The 21,229-nt window shown below is 42.0% G+C and carries 13 protein-coding genes; 8 read left to right on the forward strand and 5 right to left on the reverse strand.

Annotated features, from left to right (window positions below; all coding sequences use genetic code 11):
- Positions 1-28 precede the first annotated feature (28 nt).
- Positions 29-3,055 (forward strand): ATP-binding protein, encoded by a 3,027-nt coding sequence (locus JMY08_RS02955; RefSeq protein ID WP_201590132.1) that lies wholly within the window; start codon positions 29-31, stop codon positions 3,053-3,055.
- Complete coding sequence (locus JMY08_RS02960) at positions 3,052-4,980, forward strand: response regulator receiver domain (protein WP_201590147.1); 1,929 nt, start codon at positions 3,052-3,054, stop codon at positions 4,978-4,980. Before JMY08_RS02955 ends, JMY08_RS02960 begins: the two co-directional genes overlap by 4 nt.
- On the opposite strand, the gene JMY08_RS02965 is transcribed toward JMY08_RS02960, so the two are convergent.
- The 3 genes from JMY08_RS02965 to JMY08_RS02975 form a co-directional block, all read right to left on the reverse strand.
- Positions 4,974-6,143, reverse strand: coding sequence for a DNA cytosine methyltransferase (locus tag JMY08_RS02965; protein ID WP_201590150.1), 1,170 nt, complete (start codon positions 6,141-6,143; stop codon positions 4,974-4,976). The genes JMY08_RS02960 and JMY08_RS02965 overlap by 7 nt on opposite strands.
- A 152-nt stretch (positions 6,144-6,295) precedes the next feature.
- The gene (locus tag JMY08_RS02970) at positions 6,296-9,460 is read right to left on the reverse strand and encodes a DUF2339 domain-containing protein (RefSeq protein ID WP_201590166.1); all 3,165 of its coding nucleotides are present in this window, start codon (positions 9,458-9,460) and stop codon (positions 6,296-6,298) included.
- A gap of 172 nt (positions 9,461-9,632) precedes the next feature.
- Positions 9,633-10,370 (reverse strand): dienelactone hydrolase family protein, encoded by a 738-nt coding sequence (locus JMY08_RS02975; protein ID WP_201590169.1) that lies wholly within the window; start codon positions 10,368-10,370, stop codon positions 9,633-9,635.
- A 161-nt stretch (positions 10,371-10,531) separates the two neighbouring features.
- On the opposite strand from JMY08_RS02975, the gene JMY08_RS02980 reads away from it, so the two are divergent.
- Positions 10,532-11,128, forward strand: coding sequence for a YcgN family cysteine cluster protein (locus JMY08_RS02980; protein ID WP_201590172.1), 597 nt, complete (start codon positions 10,532-10,534; stop codon positions 11,126-11,128).
- A 7-nt stretch (positions 11,129-11,135) separates the two neighbouring features.
- Here JMY08_RS02980 and JMY08_RS02985 read toward each other — a convergent pair whose 3' ends face one another.
- Positions 11,136-12,470, reverse strand: a complete 1,335-nt coding sequence (locus tag JMY08_RS02985; RefSeq protein ID WP_201590175.1) for a DUF4105 domain-containing protein — start codon at positions 12,468-12,470, stop codon at positions 11,136-11,138.
- 254 nt (positions 12,471-12,724) lie between these two features.
- Here JMY08_RS02985 and JMY08_RS02990 point away from each other — a divergent pair, with 254 nt between their 5' ends.
- The 5 genes from JMY08_RS02990 (at position 12,725) to JMY08_RS03010 (ending at position 20,205) form a co-directional block, all read left to right on the forward strand.
- Positions 12,725-13,624, forward strand: coding sequence for a CBS domain-containing protein (locus JMY08_RS02990; RefSeq protein WP_201590183.1), 900 nt, complete (start codon positions 12,725-12,727; stop codon positions 13,622-13,624).
- 503 nt (positions 13,625-14,127) lie between these two features.
- Positions 14,128-15,702, forward strand: a complete 1,575-nt coding sequence (gene lnt / locus JMY08_RS02995; protein WP_201590186.1) for an apolipoprotein N-acyltransferase — start codon at positions 14,128-14,130, stop codon at positions 15,700-15,702.
- A 138-nt stretch (positions 15,703-15,840) separates the two neighbouring features.
- Positions 15,841-16,278, forward strand: coding sequence for a hypothetical protein (locus JMY08_RS03000; protein WP_201590189.1), 438 nt, complete (start codon positions 15,841-15,843; stop codon positions 16,276-16,278).
- 297 nt (positions 16,279-16,575) lie between these two features.
- Positions 16,576-18,144, forward strand: a complete 1,569-nt coding sequence (locus JMY08_RS03005; protein ID WP_201590192.1) for a peptide MFS transporter — start codon at positions 16,576-16,578, stop codon at positions 18,142-18,144.
- A gap of 243 nt (positions 18,145-18,387) precedes the next feature.
- A complete protein-coding gene (locus JMY08_RS03010; protein WP_201590195.1) occupies positions 18,388-20,205 on the forward strand; it encodes an aminopeptidase P family protein in 1,818 nt (605 codons plus the stop codon).
- 88 nt (positions 20,206-20,293) lie between these two features.
- Here the strand turns inward: JMY08_RS03010 and JMY08_RS03015 are convergent, their stop codons facing one another.
- Positions 20,294-21,172, reverse strand: a complete 879-nt coding sequence (locus tag JMY08_RS03015; RefSeq protein WP_201590198.1) for a hypothetical protein — start codon at positions 21,170-21,172, stop codon at positions 20,294-20,296.
- Positions 21,173-21,229 lie beyond the last annotated feature (57 nt).

The following is a 21,229-nucleotide window of genomic DNA, read 5'->3' on the forward strand; positions in this document are numbered from 1 at the left end:
TTACTAACAATGGATGTAAGCATTTAATATGACTTCAAAATTAGATAGAAAGTCAGTCTCATTTAAAGCACAGGCTCGAACTATTGATCATCTAGGTAAAGGTCAAATTGCTGATGCTCCTACTGCTGTTAGTGAGTTATGGAAAAACTCATACGATGCCTACGCAAGAGATGTGGCGCTTCATTTGTATGACGCAGATATAAAGTGTGGAGCGATTATCGATAATGGCTGTGGAATGACATTCGATCAGCTAAGTGACAGCTGGTTAACCATTGGTACTGCCTCAAAGACTACTAAAAAATTACTTCCAGAGGAAGATCGTTTTGATCTACCTGATCGTTCTACACAAGGTGAAAAAGGGATAGGCCGTCTCTCTACCGCTTTTTTAGCTCCAGTTACTCTAATCGTTACTAAAAAGAGAGACTCTCGCTTTTCGGCAGCGCTTATTGACTGGCGACTATTTGAGAACACTTACCTAAGCTTGCAAGATGTCAAAGTACCAATGAGTGAGTTTGACACTCTAGACCAATTACCTGAACTTTGCTCTGAACTACAGAGTGATATGTTAGCCAATTTAGCTTTAGATCCTTCAGAAAGTGACCCTGATTCATTACTTTTAAGGCGAGCATGGGATAAGTTTACAGAGGATGAAAAAGAAATATTTGACTCACATAAGAGTGATAAAAGTGCTAGTGAATTTATTTCAACAGAGGATCAGATAAAGCTTCTTAATAAGTCATTTTCTTTCAATACGCACTATTTGGACAGTTGGAAAGAAATGCTTGAAAAGGTCGAAAGTTTAGATGATGCAACACACGGTACCGCTCTTTTTTTATTAGGCTTAAATCGTGATCTAAAACTTCTCACAAATCGTGGTGATCTAGACCGAGAGTCAGATGAGTTAACGGCTATTAAAGAAAATCTAGTAGATACGTTACGAGCCTTTGTAAATCCTTTTGACAGAGAAGATAAAGATGAAAATATCACATTTCGCTATGAAATAAAGAAGTTTGATAGGGAGTTTTGGCATACAGAAAAATATGACACTATTTTAGATTATCGAGATGTATTTGACTATGAAGATTTCTGTAAACTAGAACATCAAGTCGAGGGATTTATTGATGAGAAAGGCTGGTTTAGAGGGAGAGTAAAAGCATTCGGTATAGATTTCCTCAATGTAGAAATTCCATGTCGATCTCCAGGCATGGCAGCATATACCCAAACAGGAGCATTTGGTTTTAAATTAGGCGCTTTCGAAGTTATGCTGTCAAAGTCTACTCATTCTCCTGAAGAACATTCGCTAATAATAGAGCAAGCATACAAATATTCTGGGATTACAATATCCCGAGATTCACTCAGGGTATTACCCTATGGCCGTGTTGACAATGATTTTTTTGAAATAGAAGAACGGCGAGGAACGAATGCTGGTCGGCATTATTGGGCGAATAGAAAAATATTCGGCCATATTGCCCTCCATCAAGAAGACAATTATCGTCTTAAAGATAAAGCTGGTCGAGAGGGATTTATTAGTAACCAAGCGACTAGAGAGCTAAAATCGCTTATAAAGAATTTATTAGTTAGTTTGGCTGATAGATACTTTGGTAGAAATTCAGATAATCGACAAGTAATGCTCGACGCACTTTCAAAAGCCAAACAAAAACAAAAAAAAGCGCAAAAGGCATCAGCTAAAACAAATATGAGAAGCTTTACTTCAACCTTGAAGAAAAATGAAAGCGTATTGAGTGAACAAGTTGAAGAGGCCAAAAGCTTACATGACGAACTAAGTAATGATATTACTATCTCGCTAAATCAGTTGGATCACCTAGTCAAAAAGATTGATAAAATTGAGTCTCTAAGAACCGATCTTAAAGTACCAAATAAACCAGCTAAAGTAACTGATACCCTTGAAGAGCAATATCGATCTTATCGAGATATGTTTGCTGAGCTTACTGAGCTGTTGCAAACTTGCAGAGAGAAGCTAAATAAAATTGAAGCCAAAGGGCAGTACTTTTCACCTATTCAAAGTGCTGAAAAAAAATATAAAAGTAGTGAGTCATCATTAACCAAGCAGATAAACAGTTATACGAACAATATAGATAACACTTTTGAGCGACTCAAAAATGTCTGGCTGACCCAATCTAGAGAAGATAAAAAAGCTTTTGAAAAAGAAGCGCTTCCGATTTTAGATGCAGTGACTGAATCTAGTGATGTAGCATCCGTGCTCAACAGTATAGACGCTATCTACATTACGCTAGCTGATGAGTTTTCTTATAAATACGATGCATTTTTGCAAGCATTAGATAAGCTTGAAAACGGTATTGATTTAGATTCGGCATTCATGATTGCAGAAGAAGAACGGGCAAATGCAAAGCAAGAAATTAATCAAATTCGTAGTCTTGCGCAGTTAGGTATCAGTTTTGAAGTATTAGCGCATGAATTGAATGCTCAAGACCAATCTGTAACACGTTCTCTAAAATCAATGAGTAGCAGTGCTCAGAGCGAAATTGGTTTTAAAAATGCAATGAAAGCCCATAAGCAATTTACTGAGTACCTACGTTTCTTATCACCATTGAAGTTGTCTGGTTATCAATCGCGTGACGATATCACTGGAACTGAAATTCTCAAAAATATAGAAGTTTTCTTTAGAGATAGGTTTGAGCGTCAAAATGTAGAATTCAAAGTAAGTCAGTCTTTTGAAAAAATGGTAGTTGTAGATGTGAAATCACGCATTATTCCAGTGTTTGTAAATGTCATAAATAATGCACTTTACTGGGTTGGCCTTGCGGAAGATAGAAAAATAGAGATCGATATTGTAGACGACTTAGTCGTAATAGCAAACAGTGGCCCTCCAGTCGATCCAGACGATATAGATAGACTGTTTGAGCTATTTTACAGCCGGCGTTCAAGTGGTAACGGTGTTGGACTTTATCTATCTAGGGAAAACCTAGCTGTAGCACACCATAAAATTTGGTATGCACAAAACAATGAAGAAAAGCTCATCAAAGATGGTGCTAACTTTGTAATTCAATTTCGTGGTATGGAAATCAAAAAATGACAGTAGCTTATAAAGACAAAATTGTTGAGACCTTCCGTAACAATGCAATTCGCTCTGTATTGCTGATTGATGACGAGTACCTTCCTTATAAAGACTTAGTTGAAAACAAGAAAGTTATTTCAGAGAAGTTGAGAGAGCTGCCAAAAATTGAAGCGCAAAACCTAAGTGAATTAAAAATAAAAATAGATGAATTGAATAAATTGAATCGAGCGATTGAAAGAAGCGATGTAGCTAAGAGTTTTATCAATTTCTTTCATCAAAGCAAACTAATTTGCGATGTTGAAAGTGATACATTAAATTTAGATTATGAGAAAATTAGAAAAAGTGATCTTGTTGTTCTTGATTACTATTTGAAACCTGAAAATCAAGATAATAGGGCTGAATCTTCATTAGAATTAGCTTATCAATTGAGCTATAGTAAGCACATGAATATGGTTGTTATTTATACCAATGAATTACTCAACTCAGTCTGGCTCGAAGTTGCAATTACACTTAGAGGTTCTCGGAAAGTACTAGATATAGAGACTATAACTACAAAAGAATATGTCATAAAAAAGTGGGAAGATAATTATTTAGAGTGGATTGATTTATGGGAGACTTTCGTTACAGAAGAAATGAAATCACACTTTATCCTAGATAAAATTGATTTAAGAAAAATTAATAAAGATTTTTGTGATTTTTGTGATGAATCGGATTTAGAGAAAACATGTCAGGATCATATAAAATTATTACTAGAAAATTCTATTAATAAATTAAATCTAAATTCTACAGAATATACTCAGCGTCACATTCATGGCGAACGAGGACTATGGATACAAGCAGGTGATGTTTTTATTATATTATGCTCCAAAACTGATGATGATTCACCTGAAGATGTTTGGGATAGTATCAGTACTGCTTTACGTAATTGGAATCCGAGTTTCTATAGAGTGGTGACATCTGATTTGCAAAATCGTATTGAAGATGCCAACTTATCTATGGAGAAATCAATTTCTTATTTAGATAAAGACCAAATGGCTTTTCTATGGGGTATTTTACAGTCAGAAGATAAAAATAAAGAAAGAGTTGCTCGAGAGCTTTTAGGTAATATTGTAAATGAAGCGCTAGATGGTATTTTATATGAATCTGATTTTGCTGCAGATGTAGTTAAAACGGCCCAGTCAGTAACTGATCCTATAATTCCATATGTAGAAAGAAGTAAACATTCATTAGTACTATATAAAGACTTCCAGACAAAGATACTCAACGCATCAGCTCGAAATGTCAATAATGAAAAATTAAATCCTGAAGATCTATATTTGATAGCACATTCATACAATGAAAAGCTTTCTACAACTAAACATTTTCAAAAATATATAACTACAGGAAGTATTTTAAAAGATACTGGAAATAGTTGGTACATATGTGTATCTCCAAGCTGTAATACAATCCCAAATCAAGACACTGACTTAGGTGTTTCAGCTTTGAAGCCCCATAGAGCTTTAACTTTAGCTAGATTGGTTAAAGTCACTCATATAAGAGAAGCTCTACACAATGCACACCATTCATCTTATATATACGTTACATCTCCTGATAACGAACAACTAGCATTTTCTGTTTTAAATTTAGAATCTAAGCTTCCTGAATTAGTTAAAATAGTAATTAAAAATCATGATGATGAGAGTTGGAGTAATGATGGAAGAGATTATAAGGAGATGATTACTTTTGAAACGCAATTAGACGATAATGGCTTTCCAGAAGTAATTCAAAAAATCGAAAATATTTACCCTATATCACTATTAAAACCTGCATATGCAGCTCGTTATCAAAGTATCCAAAGTCACTATGAAGGTAGAATAGGCGTTGACTACATCACTTTAGATTTATCAGAGCCTGAAGAACCTACTGATGAGGTAAACAAGGAAGTAATTTCAGATGACTATTGAGAGTTTTGTTCTAAGATGCTCTTAATCTTTAAGATTAAAGCCTCACCTAATTTAACAGGAACTGCATTTCCAATTTGTTTTGCTACTGACATTGAGCCACCAGTAAACATGTAGTTATCTGGAAAGGTTTGTAGACGTGCGGCGTGACGTAAAGTAATCCCATGATTTAGCCAAGGATGCACAAAGCGTCCTTTTGACGGATTATTACAACCTGCGGTAATTGTATTTGCTTGTATATGTGGATAAATACGACCATAAACATCTTTATGGCCTTTGTAGTTTTTGTGACAGTTTAGCTCTCTACCGGACTCTTCTCTATCACCTAGTAATGGTGTATTTCCAAATACCTTAATTAAAGTTTCAGAGTGAGTCATACTTAAGTTACATGAATCTTGAGTCTTAAGTTTTTCGCCCCATTCTAATGATTCAATTATCTTAGCTGACTCTTCTTTAGAATGTCCAAACTTTTCTGCAAGTCGTTCTCTGAAGGTATTTAAGATTTTTGAATTTGGCTTTTCAAAAGCTGATGAGGCTGTTAGCCATGGAGAGTTACCAGATTTATGGTGGGTTGGGGGTGGTGGCCAATCGATATCTTCTTGCATTACATCATCACGAAGTGCAAATATAAAAGCACGTCGACGATTTTGCGGTACGCCATAATCACGTGCGTTCAAAATAAGCGGTTCACCAGCAACGATTGTATAACCATGCTTCTTGGCAAGATTTAAAAAATCATTGAGATATTTTTCGTGACGAGGCCATAGCAAGCCGGGGACATTCTCAACTAAGAAAGATTTAGGTTTGAGGTGCTCAACAAAATCGAAATAACGAATGAGTAGGTCGTTTCTTGGATCATCTTTGCCTGAGTCGTTAATACGATGAGAAGAGAAGCCTTGACACGGTGGGCCACCTAAAAGGATGTCTAAACTACCTTTTTTTATTCCTATATCATTAAGAAGTGAGTCTATATCAAACTCAGTAATGTCTTTAGCGTAAACCTGTGTTTTTGCATCTAGTCGATCTACTAAGTTATGTTTATAAGTTTCAGCTGCGTGTTGATCAAATTCAATCGCAGCAAGTACATCCACGCCAGCATTATGAGCTGCAAGCGAGAAACCACCTGCCCCCGAAAATAAATCTATTGCTGTCAATTTCCGTACCATTTCACACTCTCAACAATCAAAACGATGACAATTATACTGAAGTTATAGCTCCATGAGTAGCTAATCCCGCTACTGATGAATTTGAGTTTGTAAACTATTAGCGACCATCTTTCTCAGCATGTTTTTTTAAAATGGTTATACATTTTTAAGTACTACTCTTGCACCTGATCCATCTGATCTGCATTTTCTGGAGGCAAGGGAGCGAGATAACCAATCAGCAATATCAAGCTGCCTGCACCAAGGAAGGATATCACTCGCCAAATTGCCTCAGTTTGTGACAAATCGACTAAGACCAGTTTGAGTACGACAACACCCAACAGCCCAATACCCATAAACCAAAGCGCGCGCTGCCAGAAGCGACTGGCGATGATGGTGGCGACTAATGCCAACAGTGTCCATAAAATGGTTAGCCCCGTCTGTACTTGCTCGCTTTGCCACGCGCTGCCTTGATAGCCATTCCAAAGTGGCGTGCCAATAAAGGCGTGTAGCGTCCTGACCAACATGCTAGATATCAACCAAAAACTGATAAGCCCCAATACAATTAGTAAAGTATCAGTGGTGAATATACGCTTGGATTTGACATCGGTATTTGATGCAATGCGCCCCTCGTCACGGCGATGTTGGCTCATGTAATATAGACTACAACCAACGAATAGCGCGAGCCATGAGGTAATGTCGTATAAATTTAGCAGTGGGAAGTAGGGCAGTTCCCAAATCACACCATCATAAGACCAGTTGGTAATGACGACCCAAAATAAGGCGATAGCAGCGAAGATAGCCGCGCAGCTTAATAGCGCTTGTTGCCAATCAAACCAGTACAGAAAACCTTGATTTGACACTTCATGCGTTCGCGTGTTTTGCTGACGATAACCGGAATCACGATAGCTGAACCATAACCCAGCCAATATCAAAATGGCTGGAATCAAGATAGCCATCACCCCAGCTGAATCTGCGAGTCTATAGTGAGCTGCGGCAGCGATGACTAAAATTCCAGCGCCCAACCAGCTCGCGCCATCGTAGCGTGACAATTCTGAATGCTCGTACCACGTCTTTAACCACAACTGTCCGATGACCAACCCACCAATGATTAGGCCAGTAAATAACAACCAATCTGCTGTCTGCCATGCTAAATGGAATTCGAATTTTTGCGGTAGCTGTAAAACGAGCATTAGATAAAGCACTATTGATAGACCGTGGCTAAACTGTCTGATCTCTGCCCACGAGCGATAACGATTGATGACCCAGTAAGTACCCAAGCTGATCAGTGCCCCCAGCGCTATCATTGTCGTCGTTGCCAATGTCCAACTGGTAAACCATTGATTAAAATCAAGCAGCAATACTTGTAGTAGCCAAGCCATAGCAGTAAAAGTTAAAAATCGTGTTAATAGAGGACTTCGCCAAACAAGGTTAAAGACGTTGCTTTGGCTATTGATTGAGGTTAGCCATTGCTGCGCGGCTTGGGCGCTGATACCCAGTGCATTGGCGTAGGTTACTATCGAATCTGACGTGGTGGTTTGCTCTTGAGAATGTGTTGAGGAATTATCTAAGCCACCGTTTAAGTCGTCGTTCAAACTATTATTTAGGATAGCCGGCGAGTTGCTAGCGCGTAAAATAAACACAGTGGTTAGATAAGCCATCGCCGAAATGGTTAAGGCCAATGTTTGATAGTCTTGAACGGCAAAGACCACCTTTATCATCAACATGCCTATACTGATTAGCTGCAATAGTAAACCAAATAGCACTGACCAAGCGCGTAGCGAGCGCCGTCCGAACCACACCAGTGCCAATCCTTGTACTGACCAGCCAAAAGCAATCCATTCAGCATCGAATGCCAGTGGAATGACCAGCGCCAAAAAGCCAAAGCCTAATGCCAACATGCCCTCGGTAATTAAAGCATAACGCTGACTGCGCTGGACAAACACCCAGCCAAGTCCCAAATAAATGACTGCTAAAACTGCGCTAGTAATGGTTAAAGCGTTAGGGATGTCATCTAATAAGGCAGCAAATAAGCCAAATGCCAGTATAGGTACTGAAAACAGTAGTCCAGTATCGATAGGAAACAGGTACGTCGTCTGTTCGGTAGCTAACATTTTTGTCGTGTCTGTTTTGCTAGTAGTTAAGTGAGCTGTGTTAAATACAGATTCATTAGAGGTATTGTAGCTAATGATTTGCTGTGCATAGCGGATAACGACAAATAGATAAAGGAGTAAATGTAAAGCGACCAGCAATACCAGTGACCAGCGCTGCGTTTCAATGACAGCGCTCAAATCCCCACTCATGCCCCAATAGTAAGCCAGCCCAAATGTCACGACCACACCGAATAGGTTGAGTATCTTCCAAGGGCGGTAATGCGCGATAATCGCAATCGTCACGTTCAAAAGTAAATAATAGCTGAACAATGTCACTAAGCTGCCGGTATCGTTACCAGTCAAGATAGGCGCAAAGAAACCACCTGATAATGCCAACAAAGCCAGAGGAAAAGCGTTTTGACGTACGGCTAGAGCAATAGTAATGGCGGATAATAATCCAAGCCCGATAAAGCTCGGTAAACTTGGAATAATTTGATAGACACTATAAGCAAAAAAGGTGCTCAGATAAGCAATGGCTAAGCCTGCACCTTGTAAGGTAATCCCATACGAGAAACGTTTTGCCGTTAGCTTTAACCCCAGTGCTGCCAATCCCAGTCCTGCAATACCGATAATCATGAGCTTTGCAGTAATCGAAATCTCTATATACTCGCTCAGCAAGCGTAGCAGTAGCACCACACCTACTAGCAATACTAAGACGCCAACACGCACGACCAAATTACCACCAAAAAACCAGTTTTTGATTGAATGAATCAATGAAGTAACGATAGGCAGTGAGCGTTCATCAGGCTCTATCGGTGCGCTTGGTTTCGCTGCCAGTGTGTTGTTTTTTGTGGTTATTGAGGCGTGATTATTTATAGGTTTATCGTCAGAGACGTTTGAGGTTGCCTGTGTGATGAGACTTGCAGTAGCCATGGGAAGTGGGGGCGGCGATGGATATGACAGAGGTGACGTACTATCGGTAGACAAATTTTGTGAAGCAAAACTTGTCTCCTTAGGTGTGCTGTCTTCATGAGAAGTCTCGTGCGCATAAACGCTTTCATCAGCCGAACGAGTCAGTGAAGATGCCATACTATGGTCTTTTTGCTGCTCAAGCTCCGCTTGCAGCTTTATCACATCACGGCGCAAATGCTCGATTTTTCGAGTTATTCTAGTATATAACGCGACAATCACAATCAATAAAACTGTAAAAGCCAGCCACCCCAACTGGGTCACTAATAGATATAACATCCTCGTCACTCAATCCAGCTTATAGTAAAGTGATAATGACCTGATTTGCTAAGAAGTACAAGACTGGTCTGATTACTCATCTAAGAGACAGTGGATAAAAAGAGACTCAAAATAAAAGGGCAGCTTAATAGTTAAGCTGCCCTTTTTGATGATCTTTATACCAAAATATTCTTTATGCTAAATTGGCTTTCATAAACTCAAGCATGTTTTCCCAGCTTTGCTTAGCAGCGGCTTCGTTATAACCAAGATCTACTTCATTTTTAGCAGCGCGCTCATCGGCATGTGGGTTGGTAAATCCGTGCTTAGCATTGTCATAAACGTCGATAGTGTAGTCAACGTCTGCTGCATCTAGCTCTGATTTTAGACCTTCGATTGCCTCCATGGATACCATCGAGTCATCACGACCATGAGCGACTAATACTTTGGCTTTGAAGTTTTTGTCTGCTGGCTGTTTCGCTGATGGGTTGCCATGGAAGGTTGCCACCGCTTTTAGTGGCATACCATCACGCGCCATATCGAGGACGACTTTACCACCGAAGCAGTAACCGATTGCCGCTAAATTATCGCCATCGACTGCCAGTTGATCACTGAAGTCATTGAGGATCAAGCGGCAGCGCGCCATTAGCATATCTTGATCTTCTAATACTTGCTCCATCCACATGTTGGCTTGGGCTGCATCTGTGGTTAGTTTGCCTTCGCCATAGACATCCATAGCGACTGCTGCATAACCTGCTGCTGCCAAGCGTTCGACCACTGATTTTGGATGTTCGACCACGCCCCACCATTCTGGTGCAACTAAAATACCTGGCACTGCCGTATCGTCTGATGCATTTTCTGGTAGCGCCACATAGCTAATAAGCTCAACACCATTTTCGGTTGTACTGATTAATTCGAAAGTCTTAATTGACATATTATTGTCCTTTTTTATGTTGTAAGTTTTATTTATTCGTCATTGTGAGGGTTCGTTTTTCTGACTTGTACTACCTTAACGCCCATACTCAGTAAAAACAGCTATAATACTGTAACGCTCTTTATCAAAATGTCTCTTTATAAAAAATCGACTACAATGCTATGACTATCAACTTGTTAAATAAATCTGCTGCCAATTTAAACGCTGATGCTGTTCAGCCGCTCAAATCAGACCCAATCGTGATCTTGTTTTCTGACAGCGAATCGGATGAAACGTCTGAGATATTACGCCCACAGTTTTGGGAACGCTTTAAGCTAGATGAATTGAACCATAGCGAATGGGAAGCGTTGTGTGATGGCTGTGGCAGTTGCTGTTTAATCAAATACATCGACGAAGATGAGAATGGCGATGTGGACGAAGAGCTAGTCGAATATACCGATGTCACTTGTCAGCTGATGGACTGTGCGACGGGATACTGTGGTCACTATGCAACACGTCAAGAGCACGTGCCAGATTGTATTCAATTGACCATGGACAACTTACCGCAGATGATGTGGCTACCATCGCACTGCGCTTACAAGCGCTTGTATAAAGGACAAAGCCTGCCGAGTTGGCATCTGTTACTGACCCAAAATGCGGTAGAGACCCAGCAGAAAATGCGCGCTGTCAATGTGGGCGTGGCAGGTCGCTGCGTCTCTGAAATTGGCATGTCTGACGAAGAGATGGAAACGCGCGTGGTAACGTGGGTTAAGCCTTAATCTATAATTAGTTAGACGCTTGAGCCGCAGATTGGGCTTGTGCCTCAGCGCTTGCTTGCGAATCAGCCAAGGGCGGAATAGGAATGCCTTGGCGAATTTGCGTAGAAAATTCGCGACTGTTAGTACCTGATTCTAGATTAGATTGATTGTCAAACCCACGAACTTTTGGATTAATATGGGTGCGCTCGTACCAAGTGTCCATCGACCAGTTTTGCTCGCCTTGCTGTTCTTCATTTAATTGGAAGTTGGTATCGAGCATACCGACGTCATAGAGATAGTTTGGTAGCCAGCCCGAGACCCAAATGCGGTAATCCCACGGCAGACGATCACCACTGACCAGCCGCGCCATATAAAAGATAATATTGGTACAGTTACTGGTCAAGGTGTTGTACCACGCAGGCTTAGCATTTAGCTCATCGGCAGCGGTTAGATAAGACTCAAATAATGACTTGACCTCGCGTTGCTGCAAATGGCTAACCGGCAATAGATAAACTTGCTCACCGCGTTTATTCGTCCGTGTATAGATAATATCGCGCTCTTCTGCGGCAATCAGGCTCAGCTCATAACGTCTAAAAAATCCTGCGAGCGCCGAAAAAGACTCGCCTTGTTCTTTGCGAATCTCAAACGAGAAAGCGAGCGGTCTATCATCTTCAAAACGAAAGCTCACCAAAGTATGGGCAATCAGTGGCCCCATCCAATAAGAGTTCGCCACATCGACGCCAGACAATTTTGACATATCAATCGTCCGCGTCTCCCAGCGTGCCGTCGCGTCGTCTTCGGTATGCCAATCAAAGTTGCGTACATTGGTGAGCGTAATCAAATCGGGATTGTTCGGGTCACGCTCATAAGTTATTTTTTGGCTGACTTCTGGCATCCACTCGCGTTGTTGCTGGGGTTCGATAGACATAAACCAACCAACACCTAGGCACCAAATCGCCGCGTATAGTCCGATTAGCCATTTGACCTTCGTTTGCTGAGTCGTGGTTTTTTTGCCGCTAGCTTGTCTGTCCGCCGTTATATTCTGAGGTGCTTGCTTAGCATCAATTGTCCAATAACGCATAAAAAACAAAGCGCTAAGCACGCCAACAATAACGATAGTTGCCAGCCACGTTATAGCTGAGCGTGCGCCAAACTGATACCAAATCGCCAATAGTAACCAGACTGCTGATAGCAGCAGTGTGACGGCGATAAAAAACCGCACAAGACGATGTCGCCACTTATGTTTTGGTTGCTTACTGTCTGATGATGCATTCTCTAAGTCATGATTTGCAAGACGACCGTTTGCCGCAGAGCTATGCGAACCAATCGAGAGTAAGCGAGAAAAAAAGGAACGTAACGACATAGGATTTTTTTTGATGAGTAAAGGCTTTGACCATAGCAAAGTTTATAACACACTGACAGTACAATTTGAGTGAATTTGTCGTTGAATGTCTTTGAGCCTTGCGATAAAGTGAAGCTAATTTAAACTGGTCTATGTATTTATTAATCATAAACGACTGGTTTTATTTAGTACTTTAATCCCCATCTACAATTTTACGATATTAATGTTTTTACGATATTAATTACCATTAACTAAAGAGGTTAAATCACACCACCATGTCTGACGACACTCCCAGCCCGAGTAGTTGGTCGATGCGCGGCTTAAAACGCTGGCTATCGACCGCCCCCGAAACCCGTGATGAACTGATTCGTTTGGTACAGGATTCGCGCCAGTTCTTAGAGCCTGATACTGTGGACATGCTAGAGGGCGTGCTCGATCTGCCTGCGACACAAGTGCGCGAGATCATGACGCCGCGCCCGCAAGTGATTGGTATCCACGAAAGCACCAGCCTTGCTGAAGTGATGGATATCATCCTTGAAACCACCCATTCGCGCTATCCCGTCTTTGACAGTCAAGATGATGATGCGGTCATTGGTATCTTATTGGCCAAGGATTTGATTCCTATTCTCGTCCATATGGTGCGTGACCAAGAAGATAAAATCGATAGCAAACGTCTAAAAGATTTGGTACGTCAGCCGCTTTATATTAGTGAGACTGCACGTTCTGATACCTTGTTGCGCTCACTACAGCGTACCCAAGTACATATGGCGATTGTGGTCGATGAATTTGGCAACTTCGGCGGTGTGGTCACCATGGAAGATTTGCTCGAGGAAATCGTCGGTGATATCGTCGATGAGCATGATGACTTCGATGAAGACAGTGATATAAATAATATCATCGCTGATCCCGACAAACCAAATACTTGGCGTGTGCAAGCATCGACGGTCATTGAAGACTGTAATGATGAGCTTGGCAGTCGTTTTGATGATACCGATGTCGATACCATGGGCGGTCTGGTCATGCAGGCGCTGGGTTATGTAGGTGACCTAGAAGGCGAGAGCGTGGTGATAGACGATTGGCAAATTACCATTACTGATGTGGAAGGTCGTTTTATTCAAAACCTAGAACTGACCAAAACGAATCCTGAGCAGCACCTATTGATAGGCAGTCATTAATGTATTTTTGACATTATTGTCATACGTGCCATTCATAAGTTTTATAACACGCTGATAATTTTTATAAAAACACGATTGCGGTCGTGTTTTTTGCTGTCTGTCTGTCATTCACTTTTAGCATTCACTTTTTTTACTACGCAAATTTACCCATTGATTGACGCAGACTGGTATCATGGGCGGGTTTGATTTTTAGACGCTGTATTTATACCAATCTTACATAGTCAGTGAAAAGTAATATCGATGTATGACGCCCTGCTGATATCAATTTTTCTTGCTTGCTGTGCCTACGCAGCCAGAGGCTACAAAAAATTGATATCAGCAGTATCGTCGTGTTTTCGGGGTATTTTGACTATCTTTATAAGACGATGGTGCTTATAAGACGATTATAAGAAAATACTATTGAAAAGATAGGGCGTTTATAACCATTGAGCCAGCTTCAAGTTAAATATCGACTGAATACTAAACATGTAACATTTTAGATAATATGGTTTTGGATAACTGCTATGCGTCTGTCTACTGTTGATTTGCAAAAACGTCTGAACCCCGAAAAACCGAAGGGTTTGCCTATGGGGCTGGCCATATTGATTGCTTGGTTGGCAGGGGCAATCTTTATCTTTGCGCTCGCGCCTTATGGTATTTGGCCAGTAGCACTGGTATCGCCCGCTATCTTATACGCGCTATTGATGCCTGAGATGACAGGCCGCCGCGCCTTTATTATTGGTCAAGCGTACGGTACGGGATTGTGGTGCGTGGGTGCATTTTGGCTGTATACCTCTATCCATGTCTATGGTGCGACGCCTGCATGGCTGGCACTGATTATGATTGCGTTGATGGGTCTTGGTATGGGTTTGTTCCACGGACTTTTGGCGTTAGTTTTTAATCGCATGGTCGGTAAGCAGCCCTTGGCTTTTGCGGCGCTTTGGGTGTTGCAAGAATGGATGAAAACATGGTTATTTACCGGTTTTCCATGGTTGTTCGTAGGCTACGCCTTTACCGAGCAGTATTGGCTATCATCATTAGCACCGGTTGCTGGTGTTTTCGCGGTTTCTTTCGTCGCCATCCTGTTGGCTGCAAGTACCGTTGAGCTCTTGCGTCGCCGTGGTGGTTATATGGTTGTGACTGCCGCATTACTTGTGGTAAGCGTCTCATTGTGGCTGATTAATCCGCAATGGACGAAACCAAAGGGCACGCCTGATTTATCGGTATCGCTGATCCAAGGCAATATTCCGCAAGACCTAAAATGGCTGACCGAATATCAAGTAGAAACCTTAAAAATCTATGCAACCTTGACGCGTACCGAGTGGGGGCGTGACATTGTTTTATGGCCTGAATCCTCGATTCCAATGTTTCAGACCGAAGCCGTTGGCTTTATCAACGAAATGGTAAAAATGGCCAAAGAGACTGATACCACATGGGTCACAGGCATCCCTTATAAGGATGAAGCGGCATTTGATGCTAGTACAGATAAATATCCACCATTTTATAATAGCGTGGTTGCATTGGGTGCACAGGCAGAAGGATTGTATAAAAAGCAACGTCTTGTGCCATTCGGTGAATATATTCCATTTGAAGGCCTGCTCGATATCCTGCCTAACTTAGCTGGTAGCCAAGACATCATGAGCTATAGCCGTGGTAGTGATCAGCAGTCACCATTACGTGTACGTGGGCATAATTTGGGTGCAGCCATCTGCTATGAAGTTGCCTATCCTGATACCACCCGTAAAAACGCGATTGGGACTGACTTTTTATTGACTATCTCAAACGATGCATGGTTTGGCACATCGGCAGGTCCACTGCAACATCTACAAATGGTACAAATGCGCGCGCTTGAAAACGGTCGCTGGTTTATGCGGGCGACCAACACTGGCGTGACGGCGATTATCGATCATAAGGGTCGTATCGTCGAGCGTGCACCGCAGTTTGAACGTACCGTATTACGCGGTGATGTTCAGGCACGGGTAGGTAACACACCATTTATGCGCTTTGGCAATTATCCGATTTTGCTCATTATTGCGCTCTTGTTATTATTGAGCTATCTTGGCAAACGCGAGGCTCCTCGAGGCCGTTCGATCAGCTAATTAATTAGAATGATACATGCTAAGTTTCGCAATTTTTCGATAATAAACCCTTTAAATAGTTAAGGGTTTTAACAAATGGGCATAAATTGCGATATAATAGCCAAATATTTCAAATATTCTGTGCAAGGTGGATAAGGTATGTCAGAAGATATCGTCAACAACAATCCAAAAAAAGAGCTGTTGTATGCTTTAGGCGGCGTTGGCTTATTTTTAGCGATTGTATTACTCATTGGTGTCTCAGCATTCTTGCGTCCAGCAGGAGAGCATATTACGGCTGACACGACAGAAAACTCAGCCGCTGCTGATGAAGCAGAAACTGTGGCTGCTGAAGATGCCGCGCCAGCTGAGGCAGACGCCGCAACCGCAGAAGAAGCGACCGTACCTGCTGCTGCAGATGCAACCGTAACACCAGCGACAGATGCGGATAGTGCGGTCGTCACTGCGGAAGCAGGTACAGCGACCGCCTCTGGCACAGTAAGTCAAGTGGCAGTTGCTGATGCTGATTTGACAGCTGAACAAGCAGATGGTGATCTAGATGCGGGCAATGCTGCTGATGATACGGCAGCAGTACAGTAGTCTGTAACCTAGTTCTTTAGACCGCCAAATATTGACACTCTACGCTAAAATGAGTGGCATTATGGCGTCTTTATCGGCAGTGATATCAATAGGATAGTACTGCTGTCTAGACTAAAAAGAAAAACTCGTTCTCATCTGATGAGAACGAGTTTTTTTATGGGTATTTGTGTAATTTATAGCCAACTTTTTCTTTACTTGGCCATAACCAAGTGAAACAATATTCCGCCTATAATGACCGTTCATCTAAGTAATTGGGGGTTTGGTCATTACTAATATGATCTTTAAAGGAATAAAGTTATGGGCATAGAAACACAATCAGGGGCTAGCGCGGCTGAATTGGAAGCGCTAGACAACGGCTTTATGGGGCATCCCAAGCCATTACGCTCGCTATTTTTTACGGAAATGTGGGAACGTTTTTCTTATTATAGCATCCGTCCTTTATTAGTCCTGTTTATGGTAGCAACGGTAGGCAGTGGTGGCTTTGGTTTTGATGAGGTCACTGCATCTGCTATCTATGGTATTTTTGCTGGTTCATTGTATTTAGCGGCAGTACCAGGCGGTTGGCTAGCAGATAACTGGTTGGGGCAAGAGCGCGCTCTTTGGTGGGGCAGTATTATTATTGCGCTCGGTCATTTATGCATTGCGCTCTCTGCGTTATTTGGCATGACGCTGTTTTTTGTCGGTCTGATGTGCATTGTGTTGGGTTCAGGGTTATTTAAGACCTGTATTTCAGTGATGGTTGGCGCTCTATATACCAAGGGTGATGTACGCCGTGATGGTGGCTTTACTCTGTTCTATATGGGCATCAATATTGGTGCGCTACTAGCGGCACTGATTGTCGGAGTCTTTAAAGAAAAAGGCATGTGGCATGTCGGCTTTGGTGTCGGTGGTCTTGGGATGCTGGTGTCGTTACTTATCTACCGCTTTGCGGCGCAAAAAAATCTAACACGCTACGCAAAGGCCAAAGGCATCAGTGCTGAATGGGAACATGCCAACGGTCGTTATAAAAATATCGGTCGCTGGGTTGCAGGGTTTTTAGCATTATTGGTTGCGGTTATTGTTTTGGTGTCTACGGGTATCATGCCGTTCAATCCTGAGATGGTCGCGCAGTATATGACTTATATCATTGCAGCCGTGGTGATACTGTACTTTGCTATTATGTTTATCTCACCGCGTTTAGATAAGACGGATAAGTTACGTCTATTGATCTGCTTTATCTTAATTATTGGTTCAACGTTATTCTGGTCAAGTTTTGAGCAGCAGCCAACGTCTTTTAACTTATTTGCTGATCGCTATACTGATCTTAATGTCTTAGGATTTGAGGTGCCAAGTATTTGGTTTCAGTCATTGAACCCTTTATTTATTCTTATCTTAGCGCCAATCGTCAGTATTATCTGGGTTAAGCTGGCTAACCGAGGTCTTGAGCCGAGCAGTATGGCTAAGTTTGCGCTTGGTATGTTACTTGCGGCAGCAGGTTTTTCATTGATGATTTTTGCCTCTAAGAGCATTTTAGCGCCTGGTGCTGGCTTAGCGTCGCCACTATGGCTGGTGGGTAGTTTATTACTATTAACATTGGGTGAATTAGCACTTAGCCCAGTGGGTTTGTCTGCCATGACTAAATTAGCGCCAGAGGGTATGCAAGGCCAAATGATGGGACTTTTCTTTGCCTCTATCGCCATGGGTAACTTGGTTGCCGCTTTCTTTGGTGGTCATGTATCTGCTGACAAAATTGAAGGGTTACCGGGTTTGTTTACCACCATGACGATCTTTTTGGTGGCTACCGCTGTATTGTTATTGGTATTAGCAAAACCTATCAATAAAATGCTCAAAGATAGCGAGCGTGAAAAACAACTGGCCAAATCATAAAATAAGCTGATGTACATTTGTGAATAACAACAGCACAAGTGACGTATGACAAGACGTGTTACCATTATCGGTAGCACGTTTTTATTATTCTATTAAACCAGTTGTTTTCTATATTTAACTGACACATGAAACCATTCTAATCACCCAAATAAGACGGCTATCCATAGTCGCCTCACAGTAGTGTTTTTTTTAAATCTAATTTCTCCAAAATCAATTGCTCTACCTCTAATAAGGACACATCCAATGAATAAACAAACCATTCATGACCGTATTGACAGCTTACGTAAAAGCCTAGCGACGCAGGATCTCACTGCAATTATCGTACCCTCTGCTGACCCGCATTTATCTGAGTACTTGCCTGAATATTGGCAAGCACGCTTGTGGCTGTCAGGATTCACAGGTTCGGTCGGTACGCTCGTCGTGACTGCTGACTTTGCTGGTCTGTGGACAGACAGTCGTTATTGGGTACACGCCGCGGATCAGTTAGAAGGCACGGGTATTACTTTAGAGAAGCTGGCTCCAGGTCAGCCGAATCATATCGATTGGCTAGCAGATCATTTACAAGAAGGTGATAGTGTGGCAGTCGATGGCAATGTGTTGTCTATCGCTGAGCAGGATCGACTGCTAAATGCATTTGATGTCAATGACATTACTTTGATCACTGAGCGCGATGTATTGACAGAGATTTGGACAGATCGTCCAGCGCTGCCAGCCGCCAAGTTATATGCTCACGATGAACAGTTTCTTGCTCAGTCTGCCACCTCAAAACTTGCCGCTGTGCGTGCAGGTATGACAGAGGCAGGAGCGACGCATCATTTACTTTCAAGTTTAGATGACATCGCATGGTTGACCAACTTACGTGGTGCGGATGTTGACTATAATCCTGTGTTTTTATCACACATGCTCATCAGTGAAAACGACGCGACATTGTTTGTCGATAACAATAAAGTCAGTGCTGATATCGCAACCGCGCTAAAAGATAGCGGCATTACGATTGCTGATTATGAGGCGGTACAACAAGCATTGAGTACGCTTACGCCAGAAGATTTATTGTTATTAGATCCAAGTAAGGTTGCAGTCGGCACGCTATCGAAGATGGCAGACGATGTTGGCTTTATTGAGCAAATGGCGCCAAGTACGTTACTTAAATCTGTTAAAGCTGATGCTGATATCGATCATGTGCGTGAGGCAATGCGTCAGGATGGTGCTGCCTTAGCTGAGTTTTTTGCGACATTTGAGCAGCGCCTAGCAAACGGTGAGCGTTTAAGTGAGTTAGATGTTGATAGCATGCTAATCGACGTACGTAGTCAGCAGCCACACTATGTATCACCAAGCTTTCCAACGATTGCAGGTTTTAATGAAAACGGTGCGTTGCCACATTACCGCGCAACACCAGAAAAATTCAGCTACCTTGATGTGGCCGAGGGCGAGGGCGGGCTACTACTGATTGACTCAGGCGCGCAATATCAGAATGGCACGACTGATATCACTCGCGTGGTCGGTATCGGACAAGTAAGCTCTGAGCATAAAAGTGACTTTACCACCGTGCTCAAAGCCCATATTGCATTGGCAAAAGCGCATTTTCCTGACGGTATTGCCTCACCATTAATTGATGCCATTTGCCGTGCGCCATTATGGCAAGCACAGATGGACTATGGTCATGGTACCGGTCATGGGGTTGGTTACTTCTTAAACGTCCATGAAGGCCCACAAGTCATTGCCTATAGTGCGAGTACGCCAAAAGAGCGTGCGATGAAAGAAGGTATGATCTCAAGTAATGAGCCAGGTCTATACCGTGAAGGTAAATGGGGCATTCGCATAGAAAACCTAATGGTTAATACACGTGTGGCAAGCCCTACCGAGACAGAGTTTGGTAAATTCTTAAACTTTGAGACTGTTACTTACTGCCCGATTGATACGCGTTTGATTGAGTCGTCATTGTTGAATCAAGTAGAGATTGATTGGTTGAACGACTATCACAGCCAAGTTTATGCGGAGCTAAAAGACCGTGTCGACGGCGCAGCACTTGAGTGGCTAACTGAGCGTACTCAGGCTATCTAAAGTAAAAGCCTATATCTGCGCATTTAAAATAAAAAAATCCCCGTAAATTTTACGGGGATTTTTTTCTAAACAGCAGCATTTAGTTTTCTTATGACTTTTTACTAATCTCTAATTTATCCTGCTCACTTAAATGCTGAGTGACCTCTGCACGTAGCCAAGATTTTAGGTTTTCAGACATGAGCATCATCTGATCGCTTAGGTAGTCATCAATCTGCATTTCCAACTCGCGGATTAACTCTTGATGTGTCGCGCTCAGTTTTGCGTTTTTTAATGCCAACTTGATGGCAGTACTGGCTGTATCATTAATGGCTTTAATAGCGTTATCATTTTTAACGCTGCTATTATTATTGACCGTATTATCTTCAGCAGTGTTTGCATGTTCGTTGATGGTTTTATGGTTCGCCGTAGGATTTTCAGTAGCCACACTTTGGGTATTATTTTTTTCAGAGTTATCAGTGGCACTACTATTAACGTTTGCTTTGTCCGCAATATTTGTCTCGATCGCTGCTACTGACTTGTCATCATTGCACTTATCAGCAGCTAGTATTGCATTCTTTTCTTGTTCTTTTTGCGCGGCTTCTGCTTCTTCGCGCAGTTTAGCCTCTTCTTTTAATTTAGCCTCTTCTTTTAATTTAGCTTCTTCTTGGAGTTTGGCATCCGCTGCTGCTTTTATTTTTTGTTCTTCTTCGAGACGTTCTTTTTCAGCAGTGGCGCGTGCTTGTTCTTGTTTTTCCGTGATCGCTTTGGCAATGGCTTGCTCAGCTTCGTGGTTTTCATAGAGCTCATCGATATGAGCATCTAAATCATGGGTTTGAAATTCAAAGCTCTCAAAGGGTGTATCGCTTTGCAGTAAAGTGGTGATATCTTTTAGTTCTTGGGTGATTGCTGCGCGTATAGGCTCAGGCGCACACGTCCAGCGCTGATAAAACTGATGGGAAAATGAGTAGCTTGACATGGTATCTTCCATAAATGTTCCAAAAATTACCCCTTATCATACGCAAGTACGATAAGGGGCTGCAAGTGG

It is taken from the genome of Psychrobacter sp. Pi2-51 (assembly GCF_904846665.1).
Classification (GTDB): domain Bacteria; phylum Pseudomonadota; class Gammaproteobacteria; order Pseudomonadales; family Moraxellaceae; genus Psychrobacter; species Psychrobacter glaciei.

Bases quoted from the DNA above. Each gene is read 5' to 3' on its own strand.
- JMY08_RS02955 (WP_201590132.1), top strand. From the start codon at position 29: ATGACTTCAAAATTAGATAGAAAGTCAGTCTCATTTAAAGCACAGGCT.
- JMY08_RS02960 (WP_201590147.1), top strand. From the start codon at position 3,052: ATGACAGTAGCTTATAAAGACAAAATTGTTGAGACCTTCCGTAACAAT.
- JMY08_RS02965 (WP_201590150.1), bottom strand. From the start codon at position 6,143: ATGGTACGGAAATTGACAGCAATAGATTTATTTTCGGGGGCAGGTGGT.
- JMY08_RS02970 (WP_201590166.1), bottom strand. From the start codon at position 9,460: ATGTTATATCTATTAGTGACCCAGTTGGGGTGGCTGGCTTTTACAGTT.
- JMY08_RS02975 (WP_201590169.1), bottom strand. From the start codon at position 10,370: ATGTCAATTAAGACTTTCGAATTAATCAGTACAACCGAAAATGGTGTT.
- JMY08_RS02980 (WP_201590172.1), top strand. From the start codon at position 10,532: ATGACTATCAACTTGTTAAATAAATCTGCTGCCAATTTAAACGCTGAT.
- JMY08_RS02985 (WP_201590175.1), bottom strand. From the start codon at position 12,470: ATGTCGTTACGTTCCTTTTTTTCTCGCTTACTCTCGATTGGTTCGCAT.
- JMY08_RS02990 (WP_201590183.1), top strand. From the start codon at position 12,725: ATGTCTGACGACACTCCCAGCCCGAGTAGTTGGTCGATGCGCGGCTTA.
- lnt (WP_201590186.1), top strand. From the start codon at position 14,128: ATGCGTCTGTCTACTGTTGATTTGCAAAAACGTCTGAACCCCGAAAAA.
- JMY08_RS03000 (WP_201590189.1), top strand. From the start codon at position 15,841: ATGTCAGAAGATATCGTCAACAACAATCCAAAAAAAGAGCTGTTGTAT.
- JMY08_RS03005 (WP_201590192.1), top strand. From the start codon at position 16,576: ATGGGCATAGAAACACAATCAGGGGCTAGCGCGGCTGAATTGGAAGCG.
- JMY08_RS03010 (WP_201590195.1), top strand. From the start codon at position 18,388: ATGAATAAACAAACCATTCATGACCGTATTGACAGCTTACGTAAAAGC.
- JMY08_RS03015 (WP_201590198.1), bottom strand. From the start codon at position 21,172: ATGGAAGATACCATGTCAAGCTACTCATTTTCCCATCAGTTTTATCAG.